This is a genomic window from Rathayibacter sp. VKM Ac-2857 (assembly GCF_013205025.1).
GTDB lineage: Bacteria > Actinomycetota > Actinomycetes > Actinomycetales > Microbacteriaceae > Rathayibacter.
The window spans coordinates 28,923-50,168 of record NZ_JABMLE010000003.1; the positions used below are offsets into that span (position 1 = coordinate 28,923).

The window sequence follows — 21,246 nt, forward strand, 5'->3', positions numbered from 1 at the left end:
GCGCTCGACTACTGCAACTTTCGAGGAGTGGAGCGGGTGCACCGCCGTGGGCGCCCTCGAGTCCGCTGAGGTGGTCGGACTCAGTGGTCGAGTACGACAACTCTAGAGGAGTGGGCAAAGCCCGGGTTCCGGGATTACGGAATGTTTGCAATAGTGGAGGCATGACCTCCGAACGTGATCTCGCCGTCGAGCTCGACGAGCTGCGGGAGCGGCTCGAGCGGCTCGAGGGGGCCGCGCTCGTCGCGACGCCCGGCAGTATCGCGGCCGACCCGGCGCACGACGATCCGTTCTGGGCGCTCAGCGCGCTCAAGGAGCGGCTGCCCGCGCCCGGCGGGGTCGTCTTCGCGGGTGCCGTCGCCACTCCGGCCGGACCGGTCGAGTGGCAGTACGGCCTCAGCACCGACGCGTTCTTCGAGCGCGACTGGGGCTCGAGCCCGGGCCCGGCGGCGCTGGCCGCACTGGGCAGCCCGGTGCGCCTGCGCTTCCTCCAGGCCGTGGCGGGCGGAGTCGAGACGGTGGCGCAGCTCGCCGAGAGCGAGGGCGCCGGCACGACCGGCCAGATCTACCACCACGTCAACCAGCTGGTCGCGGCGGGCTGGCTCGAGGCGCGCGGGCGCGGCCGATACGGCATCCCGCCCGCGCGCCTCGTTCCCCTGCTGACGATCCTGCTCGCCGCCGGAGGTCCCCGATGAGAACCCGCACCCGCCTGATCGCCGCCGCCGCGGCCGTCGCCGTGCTCGCAAGCGGCGTGCTGCTGCGCCCGCATGCGCCCCGCCTCTCGGCCGAGCGCACCGGCGACGCCGCGATCGCGCAGTGGCTGTCCGAGCGAGCCGACGGCACCCGCGACCGGCTGGTCGCCGCGGTGGTCACCCCGGACGGCGTCCGCTTCGCCGGTCTCGGCGCCGACGCGAGCTCCGAGGTCGAGATCGGCTCGGTGACCAAGACGATGACCGCACTGCTCCTCGCGCAGAGCGCCGACGCGGGGACGGTCGCCCTCGACGACCGGGCCGGCGACCACGCCGAGCTGGGCGGCTTCGACGGCACGCTGGAGGAGCTGGCGAGTCACCGCTCCGGGCTCCCGCGACTCTCCTCGGCCCCGCTCGATCTGGCGGCGACGCTCGTCGCGCAGCTGCGCGGCGTCGATCCGTACGCCACGTTCTCGCCTGAGGACGTCCTGCGCCAGGCGGCGAGCGCCGGTGGCGGCGGGGCGGAGGAGGTCGCGTACTCCAACCTCGGCGTCGCCGTGCTGGGGCAGACCGTCGCCCGCGCGGAGGGAGCCGACTACGCCGACCTGGTCCGCGAGCGGATCTTCGCGCCGCTCGGGATGACCGGCAGCTCGGTCCCCGTCTCGGCGGACGCCCTCGCGCCGGACGCGCCCACGGGCCACTCCGAGAGCGGCCGTGCGGTCGGTCCGTGGACGCTCGAGGGCTACGCGCCGGCGGGAGGCGTCCGCTCGACCGCCGAGGACATGGCGCGGTACGCGAGCGCCCTGCTCATCGACGACCCGGCGCTCGGCGTCCCGGCCGCGACCGTCCTCGGTCCCCGCTTCGACGCCGGCGACGGCGACCACATCGGTCTCGCCTGGTTCACCTCCCCGGCGGCCGACGGCGGAGAGACGACCTGGCACAACGGCGGCACCGCCGGCTACGCGACCAAGCTCGCGATGGATCGGGAGCGCGGCGTCGCCGTCTTCGTCAACTCGAGCACTGCGACCTCGGTCGACCGGCTCGGCCTCGACCTGCTCGCCCACGTCTTGGAGGAGGAGGCATGATCCTCGCGACGCTGATCGCCCTCGCCGTGACGGTCTTCACCGTCGGCCGCTTCGCGCTCGGGAGCATCCCCTGGCGCCGGACCGCGAAGCACCTGGACAGCGACCGCCTGCGCGTGCTCACCCGCGGCGTCGAATCGGCGCTCGTGCTGCTGCTGGCGCGGGTGCTCGCCGATTGGACGCTCGTCACCCTCGTGCCGTGGTTCGCCCTCGTGGCGCTGGCGGCGGCCGGGACGTTCGGAGCCGTGGTGCGCTGGCCCGCCCTCCCCTGGCTCGAGGACCCGGCGAAGCGCCGCGCCCGGACCACCGGCTTCGCTGCGACCGTGGCGCTCTCGGCCCTCTTCGTCGGCGTGATCGGGCTCTGACCACGCAGGATCCACTGGGAAGAGACGCCCGCCTGCATGCTGGTCGAGTAGCCCCGCAGGGGCGTATCGAGACCCGCCGTCCTCAGCAGGGCGGGTCAGCAGCCTCAGGTTCTGACGGTGGGGGATCTCGATACGCCCGCTCCGCGGGCTACTCGATCAGCACGAGGCTCCCCTGCTGGTCGAGTAGCCCCGCAGGGGCGTATCGAGACCCACCACCCTCAACAGGGCGGGACTGCAGACCCGACTCCCGGTGACGCGGGATCTCGATACGCCCTCTGCGAGGGCTACTCGATCAGCATGGGCCGGCGGGCGCGTTGATCGGCATGCACGGCGGCTGCTCGATCGGTGGGGAGCGCCGCGCTCAGCCGGCCTGCACCGGCAGCGGCTCCGGCTCGGCGTTGTCGAGGACGCGGCCGTTCTGGTCGCCGACGGTCAGCACCGTCGACGGGCTGAGGTTGAGGGTGTCGCCGCCGTAGAGGCTGCTCAGGGTGACGCCGTCGCGGCGCACGGAGTTGAGCGCGTCGAGGTAGTCGGGACTCACGCAGAAGCGGTCGGCGATCAGCGCCGGGTTGTCGCCGGCGGCGACCACGTACGCGGCGGGCGTCCCATCGGTCGCGGTGCGCGCCGTCCCCGCCGCTCCCTCGCGGGTCCCGCCGTCGCGCACGACCTCGAGGTCGACGTCGCCGATCGAGCCGGCGGTGCCGAGGGGGGAGATCACGCACTCCTCGGTCGCGCCGACGGGCACCGGGGCGAGCGTGACACTCGGCACCGGGCGCGGACCGGCCGACACCGCCTCGGCGCTGGGGGCGCTCGCGGCCGTCGCGGAGCTCGCCGCTCCGGAGTCCGCGGTCGGCGCCGCGTCGGGAACGTCCGCCGCCGACGTGCAGCCGGCGAGCAGGAGGGTGCTCGCGAGCACGATCACGATGCGCTGAGTCGTCTTCGATGCCACTCCCAGACTCTAACCCGCACGGCGATTAACCTCCTCCCCCGCTGAATCCCATCGCCGACGCCTGTTGGACAGCGCGCCCGCGGAGGCGTCAACTGGAGACATGCAGTACACGAATCTCGGCCGCACCGGTCTGTCCGTCTCCCGCGCCGTCCTGGGCACCATGAACTTCGGCCCGGAGACGAGCGAGCCCGACTCGTTCGCGATCATGGACCGCGCCCACGAGCTCGGCGTCAACTTCTTCGACACCGCGAACGTCTACGGCGGCGAGGGCGGACGCGGCGCGACGGAGGAGATCGTCGGCCGCTGGTTCGCCCGGGGCGGCGAGCGCCGCGAACGCACGGTCCTCGCGACCAAGCTCTACGGCGACATGGAGCAGCACGCCGCGCCCGGCGCCGAGCGCGGCCGCGACTCCTGGCCCAACGGCGGGCGCCTCTCCGCCCTGAACATCCGCCGCGCGCTCGACGACAGCCTGCGCCGCCTGCAGACCGACCACATCGACCTGTACCAGTTCCACCACGTCGACCGGACGACGCCCTGGGACGAGATCTGGCAGGCGATGGAGGTCGCCGTGCAGCAGGGCAAGGTCCTCTACGTCGGCTCGAGCAACTTCGCCGGCTGGCACATCGCCCAGGCACAGGAGGCGGCGCGCGACCGCCGCTTCACCGGCCTCTCCTCCGAGCAGTCCATCTACAACCTGCTCGTGCGCGACATCGAGCGCGAGGTCCTGCCCGCCGCGCAGCACTACGGGCTCGGCGTCATCCCCTGGTCGCCGCTGCAGGGCGGACTGCTCGGCGGCGTGATCGAGAAGACGGAGTCGGGCAGCCGTCGCGCCTCCGCCCGCTCGCTCGAGGCGATCGAGAAGAACCGCCCTGCGCTGGAGCAGTACGAGGCCTTCGCCCGCGAGCGCGGCATCGCGCCGGGTGAGCTCGCGCTCGCCTGGCTGCTGCACCAGCCGGGCGTCACCGGTCCGATCACCGGCCCGCGCACCATGGAGCAGCTCGAGAGCGCCGTCGCGGCCGTCGACATCGCGCTCGAGCCGGCCGACCTGGCCCGCCTCGACGAGATCTTCCCCGGCCACCGCACGGCGCCGGAGGACTACGCCTGGTGAGCGGCCTGCCCCGCTGATCGAGCGGGGCGCTCCCCCGTTCATGCTGATCGAGCAGCTCGCGCAGCGGGCGCATCCCATGCTGATCGAATAGCCCGCGCAGCAGGCGCATTTCATGCTGATCGAGTAGCCCGCGCGCCGTGTGCATTTCATGCTGATCGAGTAGCCCGCGCAGCGGGCGTCTCGAGATCCACCACCGCCGGAAGACGAGTCCGCAGACCCGTCCTGCTGGTGACGGTGGGTCTCGATACGCCCCTGCGGGGCTACTCGACCAGCATGACGATCTCCCCTCCCATGACACCCCCTACTCGGAAAGAGAACCCATGAAGCAGCGCAGCATCGGCGACATCAGCGTCGGCAGCATCGGACTCGGCGGCATGCCGATGTCGATCGAGGGCCGCCCCGACCGCGAGCGGTCGATCGCCACCATCCACGCCGCCCTCGACGCCGGCGTCACCCTCATCGACACGGCGGACGCCTACCACCAGGGCGGCGACGCCGACCTCGGCCACAACGAGCTGCTCATCGCCGAGGCGCTCCGCGGCTACGGCGGCGACACCTCCGGGGTGCTCGTCGCCACCAAGGGCGGGCACCTCCGCCCCGAGCCGGGCGTCTGGACGCAGGACGGCCGCCCCGAGTACCTGAAGGAGGCGGCCCGCGCCTCCGCGCAGCGCCTCGGCGTCGACGCGATCGGCCTCTACCAGTACCACCGCCCCGACCCCGAGGTGCCCTACGCCGACTCGATCGGCGCGCTCGCCGAGCTGCTCGACGAGGGAGTGATCCTCCGCGCCGGCATCTCGAACGCCGACCCGGACCAGATCCGCGAGGCGCACGGGATCCTCGGCGACCGCCTGGTCTCGGTGCAGAACCAGTTCTCGCCGAAGTTCCGCTCCAGCGAGCCGGAGCTCGAGCTCTGCGCCGAGCTGGGCCTCGCCTTCCTGCCATGGAGCCCGCTGGGCGGCATCACCTCGGCCGCCGAGCTGGGCACGTCGTTCGCGGCGTTCGCCACCGTCGCCGAGGCGCACGACGTGTCGCCGCAGGTCGTCTGCCTGGCCTGGGAGCTGGCGAAGTCGCCGACCGTCATCCCGATCCCCGGCTCCTCGCGCCCCGAGAGCATCCGCGACTCGGCGACGGCGGCCGACCTCGAGCTGACCCCGGAGGAGCTCGCCTCGCTCGACTGAGCGATCGCCTCATGCTGGTCGAGTAGCGCGCAGCGCGTATCGAGACCCACGCTCCGCACGACGGTGGATCTCGATACGCCCTCTCCGAGGGCTACTCGATCAACATGCAGGACCCGCTCCGCGAGTTTCCTCGATCAGCAGGCGGCCCATGCTGGTCGAGTAGCGCGCAGCGCGTACCGAGACCCACCCACCGGACGACGGCGGATCTCGGTACGCCCTCTCCGAGGGCTACTCGATCAGCATGAAAGGGCCGGCTCCGCGGGCTGATCGATCAGCACGAACGGGCCCCGCGCGGGCCGTCGATCAGCGGGCGGAGGCGCCCGGCAGCGCCGCGACGAAGGCGCGCGCCGCGGCCGTCGGCCGCTCCGGGAGGGCGACCATGGTGCGCCAGACCAGCAGCGGGTCCTCCAGCGGCACCGCGCGCAGGCCGCCCGGCCGCTTCTCGGCGAAGTGGGCCGGCACGACGGCCACGCCCATGCCGTACTCGACGAGGTCGAGCAGGGTGTGCACGTCGTTCACCTCGAGCTCCACCTCGAACGCCAGGCCGTGCGCGGCGAACGCCTGGGCCGCGAGGTGGCTCGCGCCCCAGTGCTCCTGCAGGCCGACGATCGTCTGCCCCTCCAGGTCCGGGATCCGGCACACCGGCCGGTCGGCGAGCGGATGCTCCGGATGCGCGAGCACCGCGAAGCCCTCGCTCGCGAGCGGCCGCGTGACCACTCCGGCCGGCACCGCGCCGATGTCGGCGACCAGCGCGAGATCGAGCCGCCCACTGCCCACCGCGTCGAGCAGCGTGCCCGAGCCGTCGTGGGTCAGCCGCAGCCCGACGCCCGGGTGCTGCTCGCGGAAGGTCGCGAGCTCGCGCGGCAGATGCACGCCGCCGAGGCACTCCTCGGTGCCGACCGCGAGGCTGCCCCGCAGCACGCCCTGCACCGCCAGCACCGCGTCGCGGGCGGCGAGCGCGCTGGCGACCGACTGCTCCGACTCCGCCAGCATCGCCCGGCCGGCCGGCGTCAGCTCGACCCGGCGGGTGCTCCGCGTGAACAGCGGGCTGCCCAGCTCGCTCTCGAGCGCGCGGATCGACGCGGAGAGGCCCGACTGCGAGATCTGCAGGGCGCTCGCCGCGCGGGTGAAGTGCTGCTCCTTCGCGACGGCGAGGAAGTGTTCGAGCTGGCGCAGTTCCATGGGTCCATCCTCGTCGCGCACGGGCACCACCGGGACCGGTTGCGCCGCAGCGGATCAGCACCGGGCCGATCAGCGCACCCGGATCAGCGCACCCGGCTCAGCGCACCCGGCTCAGCGGCTCGACGCTCAGCGCTCGGTCGAGATCGCCAGTACCACGTCGGTGAGCGTCGCCCGGAGCCGCTCGAGCGCGGCCTCCTCCGAGTCGCCCTCGAGGATCGACGTCTTCACCGCGTCGTCGTAGCTCGCGATCAGCAGGCGGACGGCCGTGGTCGGCGCCAGCGAGAAGTCGCGCTGCACCTGCTGCAGCGCCCCCCGCACGATGTCCACCAGCGTCGCGTCGAAGCCGGACCGGAAGGCGCTGTACTGCGGCGCGATCGCCGCATCGCGCAGCGCCAGCAGCTCGAACTCGGACTGCACGACGCACCAGCGCCGGCTGTCGGTGAACGGCCCCTGCAGGAAGTCGAGGATGACGACCGCGAGCGTCTCGGGCGTCAGCGGCTCGTCGGACTCCGCGATCTTCGGGATCGTCCGCCCCATCTGCTCGACCAGACCGTCCAGGCGGGCGCCGTTCTCCCGCTGCATCAGCGCGAAGAACAGCTCCTCCTTCGAGGAGAAGTTGGAGTAGAAGGCCCCGCGGCTGAAGCCGGCGCGCTCGCAGATCTGCTCCACCGAGGCCGAGTGCACCCCCGTCTCGGCGAAGACGTCATACGCGGCGTCGAGGAGCCGCTCGCGGGTCCGGCCCCGGCGGGAGGTCTCGACGGAGTCGGTCATCCTGAGTCCTTCCCGGGCGGGCGTCGGCGGTGTTGAGATACATCACTGTATCGGATACATTCGCGTATCGGATACGTTCGTGTATCGAGGACGTCCGCGCCGTGAGCGCGTTCGCGCCGCCCGCACGACAGCGCTTCCGAGCACAGAGTCGTGTCCCTTTCCGCTCCCCGTCGTCAGGAGACACGCGTGTCGTCGATGCTCTACCGACTCGGCCGCTGGGTGTTCCGCGCCCACCGGCTGGTCGCCGTCCTCTGGCTCGCCGTCGTCGTCCTCGCGGGCGGTGGCGCGCTGCTGCTCAACCAGGGCACGGACAACACCTTCTCCATCCCCGGCACCCAGTCGCAGACCGCGCTGGACCAGCTCGAGCGCACCTTCCCCCAGGTCAGCGGCACGTCGGCGCGCTACGTCGTCGTCGCGCCCGACGGCGGCAGCGTCGAGGACGCGGACATCAGCGGCCCGGTCGGCGAGGCGGTCACCGCGCTCGAGGGGATCGACGGCGTCGCCGCGGTCACCGACCCCTACTCCGACACCGTCGAGGGCACGATCTCCGAGGCCGGCAACGCGCTGGTCATCACCACGCAGATGGACGGCTCCGCCACCACGACCTCCGAGGCGTCGCGGGACGCGCTCCAGGCCGAGGCCACCACCCTCCAGGACGCGCTCCCCGCGGGCGCCGTGGTCTCGCTCGGCGGCGACCTCTTCTCCCAGAGCCTGCCCGGCGTCACCGTCACCGAGGGGATCGGCCTCCTCGTGGCGCTGGTCGTCCTGGTGCTCACCTTCGGCTCGTTCCTCGCCGCCGGCATGCCGCTGGTGACCGCGCTGCTCGGCGTCGCGCTCTCGATGTCCGCGATCTTCATCGCGACCCGCTTCGCCTCGATCTCCTCCACCACGCCGCTGCTGGCGCTGATGCTCGGCCTCGCCGTCGGCATCGACTACGCGCTCTTCATCATCAGCCGGCACCAGGACCAGCTGAAGCAGGGCATGGCGCCGGAGGAGTCGGCCGCCCGCGCGACCGCGACCGCCGGCTCCGCGGTCGTCTTCGCCGGCCTGACCGTCATCATCGCGCTGGCCGGCCTGTCGGTCGCGGGCATCCCGTTCCTCACCACGATGGGCATCGCGGCGGCGGGCGGAGTCGCGATCGCCGTGGTCATCGCGCTCACGCTCACCCCCGCGCTGCTCGGCTTCGCCGGCGAGCGCCTGCGGCCGAAGGAACGGAAGGCCAAGAAGGCCGCGGCGAAGCAGGCCGCCGCGAACTCCGGCGCCGAGAAGGCCGCAGCCGTCGGCGCCCACGCCGACCCCGACGCCGCCGAGGACGCCTCCGCCCCCTCCCCCGGCTCGCACGTGCACGCCGAGGTCCCGCGCGGCTTCTTCCGCGGCTGGGTCCGCGTCGTCACCCGCTTCCCGATCCTCACGATCATCGCCGTCGTCGGGGTGCTCGGCATGGCGTCGATCCCGGCGCTCAGCCTCCGCCTCGCGCTGCCCGACGCCGGCTACCAGGCCGAGGGCACCCCCGCGCGCGACACCTACGACCTCCTCGCCGAGAACTTCGGCCCCGGCTACAACGGCCCGCTCATCGTCACCGGCACGATCATCGGCTCGACCGACCCGCTCGGCCTGATGGCCGACCTCAAGACCGAGATCGAGGGCCTGGACGGCGTCGCCTCCGTGCCGCTCGCCACCCCGAACGAGACCGCCGACACCGGGATCATCCAGGTGATCCCCGAGGGCGGGCCGGACTCCGAGGCCACCAAGGCGCTCGTCGCCGAGATCCGCGACAAGCACGACTACTTCGAGGAGACCTACGGGGTCGACCTCGCGGTCACCGGCCAGACCGCGGTCGGCATCGACATCTCCGACACCCTGGCGAACGCGCTGCTGCCGTTCGGCCTGCTGGTCGTCGGGCTCTCGCTGGTGCTGCTGACGATGGTCTTCCGCTCGCTCTGGGTGCCGCTCAAGGCGACGCTCGGCTACCTGCTCTCGGTCGGCGCGTCCTTCGGCGCCGTCGCCGCGGTCTTCGAGTGGGGCTGGTTCGCCGACGCCCTGCACGTGGACAAGACCGGCCCGATCATCAGCTTCATGCCGATCATCCTGATGGGCGTGCTCTTCGGGCTGGCGATGGACTACGAGGTGTTCCTCGTCTCGCGGATGCGCGAGGACTACGTGCACGGCCGGCCGGCCCGCGCGGCGGTCGAGTCGGGCTTCGTCGGCTCGGCGAAGGTCGTCACCGCGGCCGCGATCATCATGTTCTCCGTCTTCGCGGCGTTCGTGCCGGAGGGCGACACCAACATCAAGCCGATCGCGCTCGGTCTGGCGGTGGGCGTGTTCGTCGACGCCTTCATCGTCCGGATGACGCTCGTGCCCGCGGTGCTGCACCTCCTCGGCGACCGCGCCTGGCACATGCCGCGCTGGCTCGACCGGGTGCTCCCCTCCTTCGACGTGGAGGGCGAGGGCCTGACCAAGGAGCTCGCGCTCGCCGACTGGCCCGAGCCCGGCGCCACCGACGCGGTCGCGGCCGAGGGGCTGTGCCTCGACGGTCCCGACGGCCCGGTCTACCGCGACGTCGACGTGCGGGTGCCCGCGGGCGGCGCGCTGGTCGTCCACGGCCCGCACCGCTCGGGCCGCACCGCGCTGCTGCTGACGATCGCGGGGCGCCTCACCCCCGACGCCGGCCGGCTCAAGGTCGACGGTCTCGTCGTGCCGATCCGCTCCTCCGCGGTCCGCGGTCGCGTCGGCCTCGTCCGGCTCGCCGGCGCGAGCGATCCGGTGGCCGAGGTGCGCGCGGCGCTCGAGACGGCCCCGCCGCTGCTCGTGCTCGACGACCTCGACACCGTCACCGACCCGCAGCTCCGCGACGGGATCCGCGCCGAGCTCGACCGGGCCCGCGCGAAGGCCGCGCAGAAGCAGCACGCCTTCACGGTGATCGCCTCCTCCGTCGACGCGGACGCGCTCGACGACCTCCTCCCCTCCGATCGCGGCCAGCTCGCGGTCTCCCCCGCGGCCGAGCGCCGCGCTATCGCGAAGGTCGGCTGACAGATGGCTCTCTTCTCCCTCGAACGCCCCCGCGGCGTCAAGAAGGTGTCCTGGGTGACCCTCCTCGGCATCGTCCTGGTCCCCCTCGTCATCGGCGGCCTGCTCGTCTGGGCGCTCTGGAACCCGACCGAGCGCCTGGACACCATCACGGCGGCGGTCGTGAACGAGGACACCCCGGTCGAGATCAACGGGCAGACCGTGCCGCTCGGGCGCCAGCTCGCGGCCGGGCTCGTGACCGGAGGCGAGACCAGCGACTCGGCGACTCCCGCGCCGTCCTCGTCCGCCACGCCGTCCGCGTCCGCCGCGCCGTCCGCGTCGGCCACGCCGTCCGCGTCCGCCACGCCCTCCGCCTCGGCCTCTCCCGCGGCGAACGTCTCGGGCTCCGACTCGACCGGCAACTTCACCTGGGTCCTCACCGACAAGGACGACGCCGCGAAGGGCCTCGCCGACGGCAGCTACGCGACCGTCGTCACGATCCCGTCCTCGTTCTCCGCCGCCGCGACCTCCTACTCCGGAGACGCCGCCGCCGCGACCAAGGCCACGATCGACATCGCGACGAGCGAGAAGGCGAAGCTCGTCGACGACGCCATCTCGGCGACCGTCACGAGCACGGCGACCGCGCTGCTGAACACCCAGCTCACCACCGCGTACCTCGAGAACGTCTACGTCGGCTTCAACACCCTGAACGAGCAGATCGGCCAGGCCGCCGAGGGCGCGGGCACCCTCGCGGACGGAGCCGACGAGCTCGGCACCGGCGCCTCGACCCTCGCGGACGGCACCAGCACGCTCGCGGACGGCATCGACGACCTCGCGACCGGCGCCTCCGGACTCTCCGACGGAGTGGCGCAGCTCGGCACCGGCGCGTCGTCGCTGGCGGACGGCGTCGCCCAGGTGGGCACCGGTGCGTCGGACCTGTCGGGCGGCGTCTCGCAGCTCGCGACCGGCGCGCAGCAGTCGGCCGACGGAGCGACGCAGCTCGCCACCGGCGCGGGCTCGCTCGCGGACGGGCTCGACGGTCTCGCCGCCGGAGTGTCGACGCTCGGCGGCACCGCAGCGACCGCCTCCGGTCTCGCCGCGCAGTCGGCGACCACCACGGGCACCTCGCTCGGGACCATCGCCGCCCTCGCCCAGTCCTGCGCCGCGACGGACCCCGTCTGCGCGGCCATCCTCGCGGAAGCCGGCAGCCAGCTCGACACCACGAACCAGGCCGGCGCGCTCTACCAGGCCGGTGCGACCGCGCAGTACGCCGCAGGCATCTCCGCCGGCATCAACGACGGGGCGAACGGGCAGCCGTCCCTCGTCGCGGGGACCGCGCAGTCGGCCGCCGGTGCGCGCGGGCTCGCCGACGGCGCCGGCTCGCTCGCGGGCGGCCTCAGCCAGCTCTCGACCGGAGCCGCCACCGCAGCCGGTGGAGCGTCCCAGCTCGCCACCGGAGCGACCTCCGCCGCCGACGGCGCCAGCCAGCTCGCGACCGGAGCGACCTCGGCCGCCGACGGCGCTGTGCAGCTCTCGACGGGTGCCTCCTCCGCGGCCGACGGCGCCCGGCAGCTCGCCGACGGCGCGGGCGGCGTCTCGGACGGGGCCCTCCAGCTCGCCGACGGCACCCGCTCGCTCGCCACCGGGCTCGACGCGGCCGTGGCCCAGCTGCCGACCTACAGCGAGTCGGAGTCGAAGAACCTCGCCGACGTCGTCGCCGACCCGGTCGAGAACTCGAGCAGTACCACCGATCTCTTCGGAGCGTCGAGCGTGCCGTTCTTCGCGACGATCGCGCTCTGGCTCGGCGCCCTCGCGACCTTCCTCGTGCTCGCCGCGTTCTCGCACCGCGCACTCTCGTCGACCCGCTCCTCCGCGGCGCTGGCGCTGTCGTCGTACGTGCCGGCCCTCGTGATCGGACTCGTGCAGGGCCTCGCCGTCGCGATCGTGATGAGCGCGGTCGCGAGCCTGGACCTGGTGACCTGGTTCGGCTTCGCCGCGCTGGCGATGCTCGCGGGAGCGTCCTTCGCCGCCGTGAACCAGGGCCTGGTCGCCCTGCTCGGCGGGCTCGGCCGCTTCGTCTCGATGGTCGCCGCGGTGATCGGCCTCGGCGCCGGCATCATCTCGACCGTCCCGGGCGTCTTCGACGACGCCCTCGGCTTCCTGCCGCTCTCCGCCGCGCAGAACGCGCTCGCGGGCGTCATCGAGGGCACCGGAGGCGTCGCGGCCGCGGTCGTCGGCCTGCTGATCTGGCTGCTCTTCGGCCTCCTGCTGACGGTCGCCGCCATCGCCCGCCGCCGCGTCACCTCGGTCCGAGCCCTGACCCGCCCCGTCGAGGCGTAGCCCCTCCCCTCCGCGAGATGCCACTTGTGCACGCGACACGCCGTGTCGAGCGTGCACAAGTGGCATCTCGCGGAAGGGGGTCAGGACGTCCAGGCGGTCAGCTGCCGCCCCGCGAGGCGAGGGCAGGATCTCGATACGCGCGCTGCGCGCGCTCCTCGATCAGCATGAAGGAGGCTCGCTCGGTGAGCGGCCGCCCACCCCGTCGGGCGGTCGCCCTCCCATGCTGGTCGAGTAGCCGCCGCAGGCGGCCCCATGCTGGTCGAGTAGCCGCCGCAGGCGGCCCCATGCTGGTCGAGTAGCCCCGCAGGGGCGTATCGAGACCCGCCGTCCTCAGCAGGCCCGGTCTGCAGACTTCACTTCTGACGCTCGTGGATCTCGATACGCCCGCTGCGCGGGCTACTCGATCAGCATGAAGGCGCAGGCGCCCCCATGCCGACCGAACAACCGCCGCAGGCGCCCGCCATGCTGGTCGAGTAGCCGCCGCAGGCGGCGTATCGAGACCCCACCCGCCGCGAGCCTCAGTCCGCCGCGCCGCTCGCGATCTGCTCGTGGTGGTGGATGACCTCGGCGACGATGAAGCCGAGGAACTTCTCCGCGAAGGCCGGGTCGAGGTGCGCGTCCTCCGCCAGTGCCCGCAGCCGCGAGATCTGGCGCGACTCGCGCTCGAGGTCGGCGGGCGGCAGGCCGTGCGCCGCCTTCAGACGCCCGACCTTCTGGGTGAACTTGAAGCGCTCGGCGAGCAGGTGGATCAGCGCCGCATCGATGTTGTCGATGCTCTGACGGATCTGCTCGAGCTCGGCCAGCGCCTCGGCGTCCGACCCCTCGCGCGACGGTTCCTCGATCATGCCTCCGACCCTAACGGACCGGCACCGGACGACCCGCGGCGGCACGACGAAGGCCCCCACCCGTCACCGGGGAGGGGCCTTCGAGAAGAGGGAGCGTCAGTCGACGATGTTGAGGACGACGTCCACGTTGCCGCGGGTCGCGTTCGAGTACGGGCACATCGTGTGCGCCTTCTCGGCGACGGCGTGCGCGTCCTCCGAGCTCGCCTTGGGGACGTGGATGTCCAGCTCGACCGCGAGGCCGAAGCCGCCGTCGTCGTTCTTGCCGATCGAGACGCTCGCCGACACCTGCGCATCGGTGGTGTCGATCGAGAGCGCCTTGCCGGAGCCGTGCAGTGCGCTCAGGAAGCAGGCCGCGAAGCCGGCGGCGAAGAGCTGCTCCGGGTTCGTGCCCTCGCCGGAGCCGCCGAGCTCCTGGGGCGGGCGGGTGTCGAGATCGAGTCGGTCGTCCTCGGTGCGGACGTGGCCGTCGCGTCCTCCACCGGAGGCGTGGGCGATGGCGGTGTAGAGAGCATCCATCCCTCCATCACACCACTGCGCGGCCGGGAGCGGGGTGAGCGTCGGATGCACGTCCTCCCGACATCACCGCCGCCGCCGGCGGGTGCGCCCCGGGAATCGCCTCCGAACCGCCCGGTCCGGCCGTCAACCCCCTCGCGACTCCGCGCCGACAGGTGTGGCCTGAAGTCACGCATCCGGCGAGCGCCGGAGAACCACCGGCCTCAGCGCCGGCAGAAGGAGGAAGCATGCGCGCACTCACGTGGCAGGGCGTCGAGAAGGTCTCGGTCGAGACGGTTCCCGATCCCCGCATCCAGCAGCCGACGGACGCCATCGTCCGGATCACCTCGACGGCCATCTGCGGCTCCGACCTGCACCTGTACCGTCTGCTCGGCCCGTACCTCGACAAGGGCGACATCCTCGGCCACGAGCCGATGGGCATCGTCGAGGAGGTCGGCGCGGGCATCACGAAGCTCAAGGTCGGCGACCGCGTCGTCGTCCCGTTCAACATCTCCTGCGGCGAGTGCTTCATGTGCCGCCGCGGCCTGCAGTCGCAGTGCGAGACCACCCAGGTGACGGAGTACGGCTCCGGTGCCTCGCTCTTCGGCTACACGAAGATGTACGGCCAGGTGCCCGGCGGCCAGGCGGAGTTCCTCCGCGTGCCGCTCGCCGACTACAACACCGTCGTCGTCGGCACCGACCTGCCGGACGAGAACTACCTCTTCCTCAGCGACATCGTGCCGACGGCCTGGCAGGGCGTCGAGTACGCGAACGTGCCGGACGGCGGCTCGCTCGTCGTCTTCGGCCTCGGCCCGGTCGGCCAGTTCGCCGCTCGCATCGGCGCGCACAAGGGCTACCGCGTGCTCGCGGTCGACCCGGTCGCCGAGCGCCGCGCGATGGCCGCTCGCCACGGGATCGAGGTCTTCGACTTCACCGACGACATCAACGACCAGCTGCGCGACCTCACCGACGGCCGTGGCCCCGACTCCGTCGTCGACGCGGTCGGCATGGAGGCGCACGGCTCGCCGATGGGCTCGTTCGCCCAGACGGTCGCCGGGCTGCTGCCCGACCCGATCGCTCGGAAGGCGATGGACACGGTCGGAGTCGACCGGCTCGCCGCGGTCGTCTCCTCGCTCGACCTGGTGCGCCGCGGCGGCACCGTCTCGCTGAGCGGCGTCTACGGCGGCGAGGCCGACCCGCTGCCGCTGAAGTCGATGTTCGACAAGCAGATCACCCTGACGATGGGCCAGTGCAATGTGAAGCGCTGGATCGACGAGCTGCTGCCGCTGGTCGAAAACTCGAGCGACCCGCTCGGCGTCAACGACCTCGTCACCCACCGCGCCCCGCTCGAGGACGCCCCCGGCCTCTACGAGACGTTCCAGAAGAAGGAGGACGGCTGCATCAAGGTCGTCCTGCAGCCGTAGCGGGCGACGCCTCATGCTGATCGAGTAGCCGCGGCACGCGGCGTATCGAGATCCACCGTCTGCAGGCGTGGGGTCTCGATACGCGCCTGGCGGCGCTACTCGACCAGCATGGAGCGCACGTGCCGATGCGCCGGCTTGGGGCGCACGTGCCGATGCGCCGACATGGAGCGCATGTGCCGTGCTGCACGCATGGGGCGCACGTGCCGGTGCGCGCGTGGTGCCGACCCATGCTGATCGAGTAGCCGCGGCACGCGGCGTATCGAGATCCACCGTCTGCAGGGGTGGCTCTCGATACGCGCCTGGCGGCGCTACTCGACCAGCATGGGCGCGGCGTCCCGAGATCCATCCACCCGGACACGACGAAGGCGGCGTCCCCGAGGGGGCGCCGCCTGAGTCGTGATGCGGGAAGACCTACTTGAAGACGTCCTTGATGTCCTCGCCGGTCTTCTTCGCGGAGGCCGAGGCCTGGTCCTTCTGGCCCTCGGCCTTCAGGCTGTCGTCGTTCTTGTGGTCGCCCAGGGCTTCCTTCGCCTTGCCGGCGATGTCCTGAGCGGCGTTCTTGATCTTGTCATCGAGCCCCATAGCGGTGCCTCCTTCGTGATCGTCGTGCGCTGAACTGTCACCCGAAGGTAGGAGTGCTTTCTGCTCGTCGGCTGGGAGCGGGAAGGGGCTTGCCCGGGCGATCGCCGAGATGCCACGATCATCGGTTGCCCGCGCCCGACCGGCTCACATGACGGGCGTCGCGGTGTCCGACGGGGCGGTCTGCGTCGGCTCCATCGTGGGCGTGCGGGTCGAGCCGTCGTCGGCGCTGGTCGGCACGGCGCTCCCCGACTGGTTCGGGGTCTGCGCGTCGCCCGTGCAGCCGGCGAGCAGGCCGATGGTCAGGGCGGAGGCGCCGAGCGCGCCGAGGACGCGCACGGTGCGGGACGGACGGATGCTGAGCATGGGGTGCCTTTCCGGAAGCGGAGACGGGGCGGTCGCGCCCCCATCCCCTTCGACGCTAGGCAGGGCTCCTCGCCGGCGAGAAGGGCTTGACGCGCCGGTCCACCGGATCCGGAGCCCACGTCCAGGAAGCACCGCATCGGCGTCAGAGCACGGTTGCGCGGGATCGTACGCCCTCACGCCTTCTGTCCGCTACGCCCTATCTCGGTGCGCGGCGCACTGCCCAGACTGGCGACGCCGGCACGCAGACCACCACACCTCGACCCTGGAAGGGACAGACGATGTCGAACATCGATCCCGCTTCACCTCCGTTCGGAGACGGTGCGGCGAACGCCCGAACCGCCGACCCCTCGTACGACAGCACCTACGACGCACCGCTCACCTCCGAGCCGTACTCGTCGGACACGACGACCACCGACACCAGCTCCGGCGCGCACAGCGTCGGCGGCGGCACCTCGGGCAGCGTCTCGGACGCCGCCGGCTCCGCCAAGGAGAAGGCCGCCGAGACCGCGGGCGCTGCCAAGGAGCAGGCCGGCGCCGTCGCCGGCGACGCCAAGCAGGCCGCGACCGACGTGCTCGCCACCGGCAAGGAGGAGGCCGCCAACGTCGCCCAGGAGGCGAAGGTGCAGGTCAAGGACCTCCTCGACCAGAGCCGCACTCAGCTCACCGAGCAGGCCCACGCCCAGAAGGAGAACGCCGCCAAGGGCGCTCGCGCCTTCAGCGACGACCTGACCGCACTCGCGAACGGCGAGGGCGGCGAGGGCAACGCCGCCGCGAAACTCGTCTCGCAGGCCGCCGAGCGCGCCCAGGGCGTCGCGTCGTGGCTCGAGAGCCGCGACCCGTCCGAGCTGCTCGACGACGTCCGCTCGTTCGCGCGCCGCCGCCCGGGAGCCTTCATCCTGATCGCCGCCGCCACCGGCCTGGTCGCCGGGCGCCTCGTGCGCGCACTGACCGCCGAGGCGAAGGACGAGAAGACCGCGACCGCGGACACCTCCGGACCCGAGTTCGCCGCTCCCGCCGCCGCCGACTACTCCGGCGGCGCGACCACGACGACCTCGTTCGACGAGCGCGGCGATTTCGCGCCGACCGAGCCCGTCGCGGACCCGCTGAGCACGCCGATCACGCCGGGCTACGACGGCTTCCCGAACGGGACCCGGCCGTGACCGATCCGCTGGGCGCGCATCGCGCCGCCGCAGAGCCGACGCCCGGAGAGCGCGCGGGCTCGACCTCCCTGGGCGATCTGCTCGGCGAGGTCTCCCGCGACCTCTCGACGCTGATCCGCCAGGAGATGGCGCTCGCGAAGGCCGAGATCAAGGAGTCGGCCGGCAAGGCCGGGAAGGGCGCCGGACTCCTCGGCGGCGCGGGCTACGCGGCGCTGATGGCCGTGCTCTTCCTCTCGATCGCCCTCTGGTGGGCGCTCGGAACGCTGGTCGGCAACGGCTGGTCGGGCGTGATCGTCGCGGTGATCTGGGGCATCATCGCCGCGATCCTGTTCGCGGTCGGCCGCAAGAGCCTCAAGCAGGTCGACGGAGCGCCCGAGACGGTCGACTCCCTCAAGCAGATTCCCGAAACCCTCAAGCCGAACGGGGCAGGACGATGACGTACGACGCAGGACAGAGCAAGACTCCGGAGGAGATCCGGGCCGACATCGAGCGCACGCGGCTCGAGCTCGGCGGTGACGTGGACGCGCTGGCCGAGAAGGTCAGCCCGAGCGCGATCGTCGACCGGCAGACCGACAAGGTCAAGGCGGCCGTGGGCTCCGTCCGCGACCGGGTGATGGGCTCGGCGCACGACGCCGGCGACTCGCTCTCCGGCACGGCCGGCTCGGTGAAGAGCAAGGCGAACGGCAACCCGTTCGCGGTGGGCCTGATGGCCTTCGGCGCCGGGCTCCTGGTCGCCTCGCTCATCCCGGCCTCGAGCGCCGAGAAGGACGCGGCCGGCAAGGTCAAGGAGCAGGCGCAGCCCGTCGTCGACTCCGTGACCGGTGCCGCGAAGGACGTCGCGAACGAGCTCCGCGAGCCCGCTCAGCAGGCCTTCGCCTCGGTGAAGGACACCGCGACCGACGCCGCGCAGAACGTCAAGGAGGCGGGTGGATCCGCCGCCGACGACGTGAAGGACTCCGCCCGCGAGGCCAAGCACGCGGTGCAGGAGAATGTGACGCAGGACAGCGACCGCTCGTAACTCCCCTCTCCCCTCCGCGAGATGCCACTTGTGTACGCCTTTCACGGCGTGTCGCGTACACAAGTGGCATCTCGCTGTCTGGGACGGGGCGCGCGGGAATAGGGGGCGGCTCACGGGGCTTCTGGGTCGTATGCGATCCATCGTCTACTCCCGCTCCGGTTCCTCCTCCGTCCTCTCGCTCGTCGACCGCGAGGCCGGCACGCCCGGCGCCGGCGAGGTGCGCGTGCGCGTCCTCGTCTCCGGCGTCAATCCGACCGACTGGAAGGCGCGCGCCGGCGGCGAGCCGCCGTTCGCCGAGGTCGTGCCGAACCAGGACGGCTCCGGCGTGATCGACGCGGTCGGCGAGGGTGTCGAGGGGCTCGCGGTCGGCGACCGCGTCTGGTTCTACCTCGCGGCGCACCAGCGGCCGACCGGCTCCGCGCAGGAGTCGACCGTCCTCGCCGCCGAGCACGTCGTGCGCCTGCCCGAGGGTGTCGACGCCGAGCTCGGAGCGAGCCTCGGCGTGCCCGCGATGACCGCGCACCGCGCCCTCACCGTGCACGAGGAGGGGCCCGCACGCCTGGCTCCCGGTGCGCTCGTCGGCCGCACCGTCCTGGTGCAGGGCGGCGCAGGAGCGGTCGGCCACGCCGCCATCCAGCTCGCCGTCTGGGCCGGAGCGACCGTCATCGCCACGGTGAGCAGCGACGCGAAGGCGCGGCTCGCGACGGCCGCCGGTGCGCAGCACGTCCTGCAGTACCCGGACGAGGAGCTCGCGGCGAAGATCCTGGAGATCGCGCCCGACGGCGTCCAGCAGATCGTCGAGGTCGCGCCGACGCAGAACGCCGCGCTCGACGTCGAGGTGCTCGCGAACCACGGCAGCATCGGCTACTACGCGAACAACAACGGCGACGACTTCTCGATCCCGATCGTGCCGAGCTTCGCCAAGAACGCCCGCTGGCAGGGCCTGCTGCTCTACACCGTCGGCGAGGCGCCGCTCCAGGCGGCGGCCGAGGACATCACCGCGGCCCTGCGCGACGGCGCGCTCCCCGTCGGTGAGCCGGCCGGCCTGCCGCTGACCTGGTTCCCGCTCGAGGAGACCGCCGCCGCCCACGACGCCGTCGAGAGCGGCGTGACGGGCAAGGTGCTGATCCGCGTCGCCGCGGAGTAGGCATGCTGATCGAGTAGCCCGCGGAGCGGGCGCATCGAGATCCGCCGTCGTTCGGTGGGCGGGTCTCGATACGCGCTGCGCGCTACTCGACCAGCATGGAGGGCGCCCGGTTCATGCTGATCGAGTAGCCCTCGCAGAGGGCGTATCGAGATCCACCACCGCCGGAACGCGAGTCTGCAGACCCGCCGTGCTGACGATGGCGGGTCTCGATACGCCGCTGCGCGGCTACTCGACCAGCATGGAATGCGCATGCCCGTCTCTGCGGTGCAGCGCGCCCGTGCCCGTCCTAGCTGCTCGCGCCGCAGGGTCGGTTGCATGCTGATCGAGTAGCCCTCGCAGAGGGCGTATCGAGATCCGCGGTCAGCCGCGCAGCGGCGGCGAGCCCGCGACCGTAGCGCGGTCGGCGAGGCCGTCGAGCAGCTCGCGGAGGGCCTCCTCGGCGGTCGTCGTCGGCTCCCAGCCGAGGACGGTGCGCGCCTTCTCCGTCGACATGACGGGGGTGTTCGTCGCGATGTCGAGCCAGCCCGCGTCGGTGCGCTGCAGCCGGAGCCGCCAGGTCGCCGACACGATCGAGCGGAGCAGCCCCGCCGGCACCGTGACGAGCCGCGCGCCGACGGCGTCCGCGATCCGCTGCGGCGTGAGCACCGGCTCCGCGGCGACGTTGAAGGCCCCGCCGGCCCGGCGGTCGAGGGCGCGCCAGAACGCGTCCGCGACGTCGTCCGCATGCACGCCCTGGAAGATCAGCGTCCGCGGCAGCGGCAGGATCGGCGGCCGCACCGCCCGCAGCCAGCGCGTCGGGTACCGCGGCCCGGCGAAGAGCCCCGCGATCTCGGTCGCCGCGCCGCGCTGGAAGACCAGCCCCGGGCGCAGCCGGGTGAGCACCACCTCCGGATGCTCCGCCTCGAAGGCGTCCATCGCCCGCTCGTTCGCCGCCTTGTGCCGGCTGTAGGTCGAGGTGTGCAGCCCGCCGGTGGGCCAGCTCTCGTCCACGCGCAGGCTCTTCGGCGCCGCACTGTAGGCGCCGACGGACGACGCCACGGCGACCTGGCCCACTCCGCTCGCCGCCGCGGCCGCCAGCACCGCCGCGGTGCCGCCGACGTCGACCAGGCGCTGGAACGGCTCGTCGTGGCTCGGCTGCAGCGCCCAGGCCAGGTGCACGACCGCGTCCACGCCGGTGAACGCCTCGCGCAGCTGCCGGCCCGCATCGCTGGACGCCACATCCACCTCGTGCCAGCGCACGTCGCGGTACTCGTCCGCGCCCGGCCGCGGCTCGCGCCGGGCGATCCCGACGATCTCCTCCACCGACGCCTCCCGCCGGAGGCGCCTCAGCAGGGCCGTGCCCAGGTTGCCCGTCGCTCCGACGATCGCGATCCGCATGATGTCCCTCCGCGGGCGGCGTCCGCCGTCCTGCTCCCACGCTAGGCACCGCCTCCCCGCCCGTGCAGCCGCTTGACACTCCTCGCCCGCCCGACCGCCGCGCCCGCCCGACCGCCTAGCCCACTCGACCGGCGCCGCGCACCCCCGCGCGCTCCGGCACCCGCCTGCCTA

Annotated in this window: 20 protein-coding genes; 12 read left to right on the forward strand and 8 right to left on the reverse strand. The window is 72.7% G+C overall.

What is annotated here, in order from left to right; translation table 11 throughout:
* Window positions 1–161: 161 nt before the first annotated feature.
* From HQQ86_RS13695 to HQQ86_RS13705, 3 genes are read left to right on the forward strand one after another with little or no spacing between them, the layout of a single operon-like run.
* A complete protein-coding gene (locus tag HQQ86_RS13695) occupies window positions 162–692 on the forward strand; it encodes a winged helix-turn-helix domain-containing protein (RefSeq protein ID WP_173288852.1) in 531 nt (176 codons plus the stop codon).
* On the forward strand, window positions 689–1,771 hold the full coding sequence (locus HQQ86_RS13700; protein ID WP_173288853.1) for a serine hydrolase: 1,083 nt from the start codon (window positions 689–691) through the stop codon (window positions 1,769–1,771). The genes HQQ86_RS13695 and HQQ86_RS13700 overlap by 4 nt, the downstream gene beginning before the upstream one ends.
* Window positions 1,768–2,133 carry a hypothetical protein gene (locus HQQ86_RS13705; RefSeq protein WP_173288854.1) on the forward strand — a complete coding sequence of 122 codons (366 nt, stop codon included), beginning with the start codon at window positions 1,768–1,770 and terminating at the stop codon, window positions 2,131–2,133. Before HQQ86_RS13700 ends, HQQ86_RS13705 begins: the two co-directional genes overlap by 4 nt.
* A 361-nt stretch (window positions 2,134–2,494) precedes the next feature.
* Here HQQ86_RS13705 and HQQ86_RS13710 read toward each other — a convergent pair whose 3' ends face one another.
* Window positions 2,495–3,082: a hypothetical protein gene (locus HQQ86_RS13710; protein WP_173288855.1), complete on the reverse strand. Its 588-nt coding sequence runs from the start codon at window positions 3,080–3,082 to the stop codon at window positions 2,495–2,497.
* 100 nt (window positions 3,083–3,182) lie between these two features.
* Between HQQ86_RS13710 and HQQ86_RS13715 the strand changes: the two genes are divergently transcribed.
* Window positions 3,183–4,190, forward strand: coding sequence for an aldo/keto reductase (locus HQQ86_RS13715; RefSeq protein ID WP_173288856.1), 1,008 nt, complete (start codon window positions 3,183–3,185; stop codon window positions 4,188–4,190).
* Window positions 4,191–4,510: 320 nt separating this feature from the next.
* Window positions 4,511–5,368: an aldo/keto reductase gene (locus tag HQQ86_RS13720; RefSeq protein ID WP_173288857.1), complete on the forward strand. Its 858-nt coding sequence runs from the start codon at window positions 4,511–4,513 to the stop codon at window positions 5,366–5,368.
* Window positions 5,369–5,671: 303 nt separating this feature from the next.
* On the opposite strand, the gene HQQ86_RS13725 is transcribed toward HQQ86_RS13720, so the two are convergent.
* Window positions 5,672–6,550: a LysR family transcriptional regulator gene (locus tag HQQ86_RS13725; protein ID WP_173288858.1), complete on the reverse strand. Its 879-nt coding sequence runs from the start codon at window positions 6,548–6,550 to the stop codon at window positions 5,672–5,674.
* A gap of 126 nt (window positions 6,551–6,676) precedes the next feature.
* Window positions 6,677–7,321, reverse strand: coding sequence for a TetR/AcrR family transcriptional regulator (locus tag HQQ86_RS13730; protein WP_173288859.1), 645 nt, complete (start codon window positions 7,319–7,321; stop codon window positions 6,677–6,679).
* A 195-nt stretch (window positions 7,322–7,516) separates the two neighbouring features.
* On the opposite strand from HQQ86_RS13730, the gene HQQ86_RS13735 reads away from it, so the two are divergent.
* Both HQQ86_RS13735 and HQQ86_RS13740 read left to right on the forward strand, forming a co-directional pair.
* Window positions 7,517–10,351 (forward strand): MMPL family transporter, encoded by a 2,835-nt coding sequence (locus tag HQQ86_RS13735; RefSeq protein WP_216845583.1) that lies wholly within the window; start codon window positions 7,517–7,519, stop codon window positions 10,349–10,351.
* A 3-nt stretch (window positions 10,352–10,354) separates the two neighbouring features.
* The gene (locus HQQ86_RS13740) at window positions 10,355–12,667 is read left to right on the forward strand and encodes a YhgE/Pip domain-containing protein (RefSeq protein ID WP_173288861.1); all 2,313 of its coding nucleotides are present in this window, start codon (window positions 10,355–10,357) and stop codon (window positions 12,665–12,667) included.
* A 518-nt stretch (window positions 12,668–13,185) separates the two neighbouring features.
* Here the strand turns inward: HQQ86_RS13740 and HQQ86_RS13745 are convergent.
* Entirely contained in the window at window positions 13,186–13,512 is a 327-nt protein-coding gene (locus tag HQQ86_RS13745; RefSeq protein WP_173288862.1) for a chorismate mutase, read from the reverse strand.
* A 96-nt stretch (window positions 13,513–13,608) separates the two neighbouring features.
* Window positions 13,609–14,028 carry an organic hydroperoxide resistance protein gene (locus HQQ86_RS13750; protein WP_123705992.1) on the reverse strand — a complete coding sequence of 140 codons (420 nt, stop codon included), beginning with the start codon at window positions 14,026–14,028 and terminating at the stop codon, window positions 13,609–13,611.
* 224 nt (window positions 14,029–14,252) lie between these two features.
* On the opposite strand from HQQ86_RS13750, the gene HQQ86_RS13755 reads away from it, so the two are divergent.
* Window positions 14,253–15,428 (forward strand): zinc-dependent alcohol dehydrogenase, encoded by a 1,176-nt coding sequence (locus HQQ86_RS13755; protein ID WP_173288863.1) that lies wholly within the window; start codon window positions 14,253–14,255, stop codon window positions 15,426–15,428.
* 411 nt (window positions 15,429–15,839) lie between these two features.
* On the opposite strand, the gene HQQ86_RS13760 is transcribed toward HQQ86_RS13755, so the two are convergent.
* Window positions 15,840–16,010: a CsbD family protein gene (locus tag HQQ86_RS13760; RefSeq protein WP_123736268.1), complete on the reverse strand. Its 171-nt coding sequence runs from the start codon at window positions 16,008–16,010 to the stop codon at window positions 15,840–15,842.
* Window positions 16,011–16,154: 144 nt separating this feature from the next.
* On the reverse strand, window positions 16,155–16,373 hold the full coding sequence (locus HQQ86_RS13765) for a hypothetical protein (protein WP_173288864.1): 219 nt from the start codon (window positions 16,371–16,373) through the stop codon (window positions 16,155–16,157).
* 278 nt (window positions 16,374–16,651) lie between these two features.
* On the opposite strand from HQQ86_RS13765, the gene HQQ86_RS21340 reads away from it, so the two are divergent.
* The 4 genes from HQQ86_RS21340 to HQQ86_RS13785 all read left to right on the forward strand — a co-directional run bounded on the left by HQQ86_RS21340 (window position 16,652) and on the right by HQQ86_RS13785 (window position 19,698).
* Complete coding sequence (locus HQQ86_RS21340; protein ID WP_173288865.1) at window positions 16,652–17,533, forward strand: hypothetical protein; 882 nt, start codon at window positions 16,652–16,654, stop codon at window positions 17,531–17,533.
* 8 nt (window positions 17,534–17,541) lie between these two features.
* Window positions 17,542–17,970, forward strand: coding sequence for a phage holin family protein (locus HQQ86_RS21345; protein ID WP_173289387.1), 429 nt, complete (start codon window positions 17,542–17,544; stop codon window positions 17,968–17,970).
* Window positions 17,967–18,551: a DUF3618 domain-containing protein gene (locus HQQ86_RS13780; protein WP_173288866.1), complete on the forward strand. Its 585-nt coding sequence runs from the start codon at window positions 17,967–17,969 to the stop codon at window positions 18,549–18,551. Before HQQ86_RS21345 ends, HQQ86_RS13780 begins: the two co-directional genes overlap by 4 nt.
* Before the next feature lie 130 nt (window positions 18,552–18,681).
* Window positions 18,682–19,698: an NADPH:quinone reductase gene (locus HQQ86_RS13785; RefSeq protein WP_173288867.1), complete on the forward strand. Its 1,017-nt coding sequence runs from the start codon at window positions 18,682–18,684 to the stop codon at window positions 19,696–19,698.
* A gap of 360 nt (window positions 19,699–20,058) precedes the next feature.
* Here HQQ86_RS13785 and HQQ86_RS13790 read toward each other — a convergent pair whose 3' ends face one another.
* On the reverse strand, window positions 20,059–21,075 hold the full coding sequence (locus tag HQQ86_RS13790) for an NAD-dependent epimerase/dehydratase family protein (RefSeq protein WP_173288868.1): 1,017 nt from the start codon (window positions 21,073–21,075) through the stop codon (window positions 20,059–20,061).
* Between the last annotated feature and the right edge of the window lie 171 nt (window positions 21,076–21,246).

Bases quoted from the DNA above. Each gene is read 5' to 3' on its own strand.
- HQQ86_RS13695 (WP_173288852.1), top strand. From the start codon at position 162: ATGACCTCCGAACGTGATCTCGCCGTCGAGCTCGACGAGCTGCGGGAG.
- HQQ86_RS13700 (WP_173288853.1), top strand. From the start codon at position 689: ATGAGAACCCGCACCCGCCTGATCGCCGCCGCCGCGGCCGTCGCCGTG.
- HQQ86_RS13705 (WP_173288854.1), top strand. From the start codon at position 1,768: ATGATCCTCGCGACGCTGATCGCCCTCGCCGTGACGGTCTTCACCGTC.
- HQQ86_RS13715 (WP_173288856.1), top strand. From the start codon at position 3,183: ATGCAGTACACGAATCTCGGCCGCACCGGTCTGTCCGTCTCCCGCGCC.
- HQQ86_RS13720 (WP_173288857.1), top strand. From the start codon at position 4,511: ATGAAGCAGCGCAGCATCGGCGACATCAGCGTCGGCAGCATCGGACTC.
- HQQ86_RS13725 (WP_173288858.1), bottom strand. From the start codon at position 6,550: ATGGAACTGCGCCAGCTCGAACACTTCCTCGCCGTCGCGAAGGAGCAG.
- HQQ86_RS13730 (WP_173288859.1), bottom strand. From the start codon at position 7,321: ATGACCGACTCCGTCGAGACCTCCCGCCGGGGCCGGACCCGCGAGCGG.
- HQQ86_RS13735 (WP_216845583.1), top strand. From the start codon at position 7,517: ATGCTCTACCGACTCGGCCGCTGGGTGTTCCGCGCCCACCGGCTGGTC.
- HQQ86_RS13740 (WP_173288861.1), top strand. From the start codon at position 10,355: ATGGCTCTCTTCTCCCTCGAACGCCCCCGCGGCGTCAAGAAGGTGTCC.
- HQQ86_RS13745 (WP_173288862.1), bottom strand. From the start codon at position 13,512: ATGATCGAGGAACCGTCGCGCGAGGGGTCGGACGCCGAGGCGCTGGCC.
- HQQ86_RS13750 (WP_123705992.1), bottom strand. From the start codon at position 14,028: ATGGATGCTCTCTACACCGCCATCGCCCACGCCTCCGGTGGAGGACGC.
- HQQ86_RS13755 (WP_173288863.1), top strand. From the start codon at position 14,253: ATGCGCGCACTCACGTGGCAGGGCGTCGAGAAGGTCTCGGTCGAGACG.
- HQQ86_RS13760 (WP_123736268.1), bottom strand. From the start codon at position 16,010: ATGGGGCTCGATGACAAGATCAAGAACGCCGCTCAGGACATCGCCGGC.
- HQQ86_RS13765 (WP_173288864.1), bottom strand. From the start codon at position 16,373: ATGCTCAGCATCCGTCCGTCCCGCACCGTGCGCGTCCTCGGCGCGCTC.
- HQQ86_RS21340 (WP_173288865.1), top strand. From the start codon at position 16,652: ATGTCGAACATCGATCCCGCTTCACCTCCGTTCGGAGACGGTGCGGCG.
- HQQ86_RS13780 (WP_173288866.1), top strand. From the start codon at position 17,967: ATGACGTACGACGCAGGACAGAGCAAGACTCCGGAGGAGATCCGGGCC.
- HQQ86_RS13785 (WP_173288867.1), top strand. From the start codon at position 18,682: ATGCGATCCATCGTCTACTCCCGCTCCGGTTCCTCCTCCGTCCTCTCG.
- HQQ86_RS13790 (WP_173288868.1), bottom strand. From the start codon at position 21,075: ATGCGGATCGCGATCGTCGGAGCGACGGGCAACCTGGGCACGGCCCTG.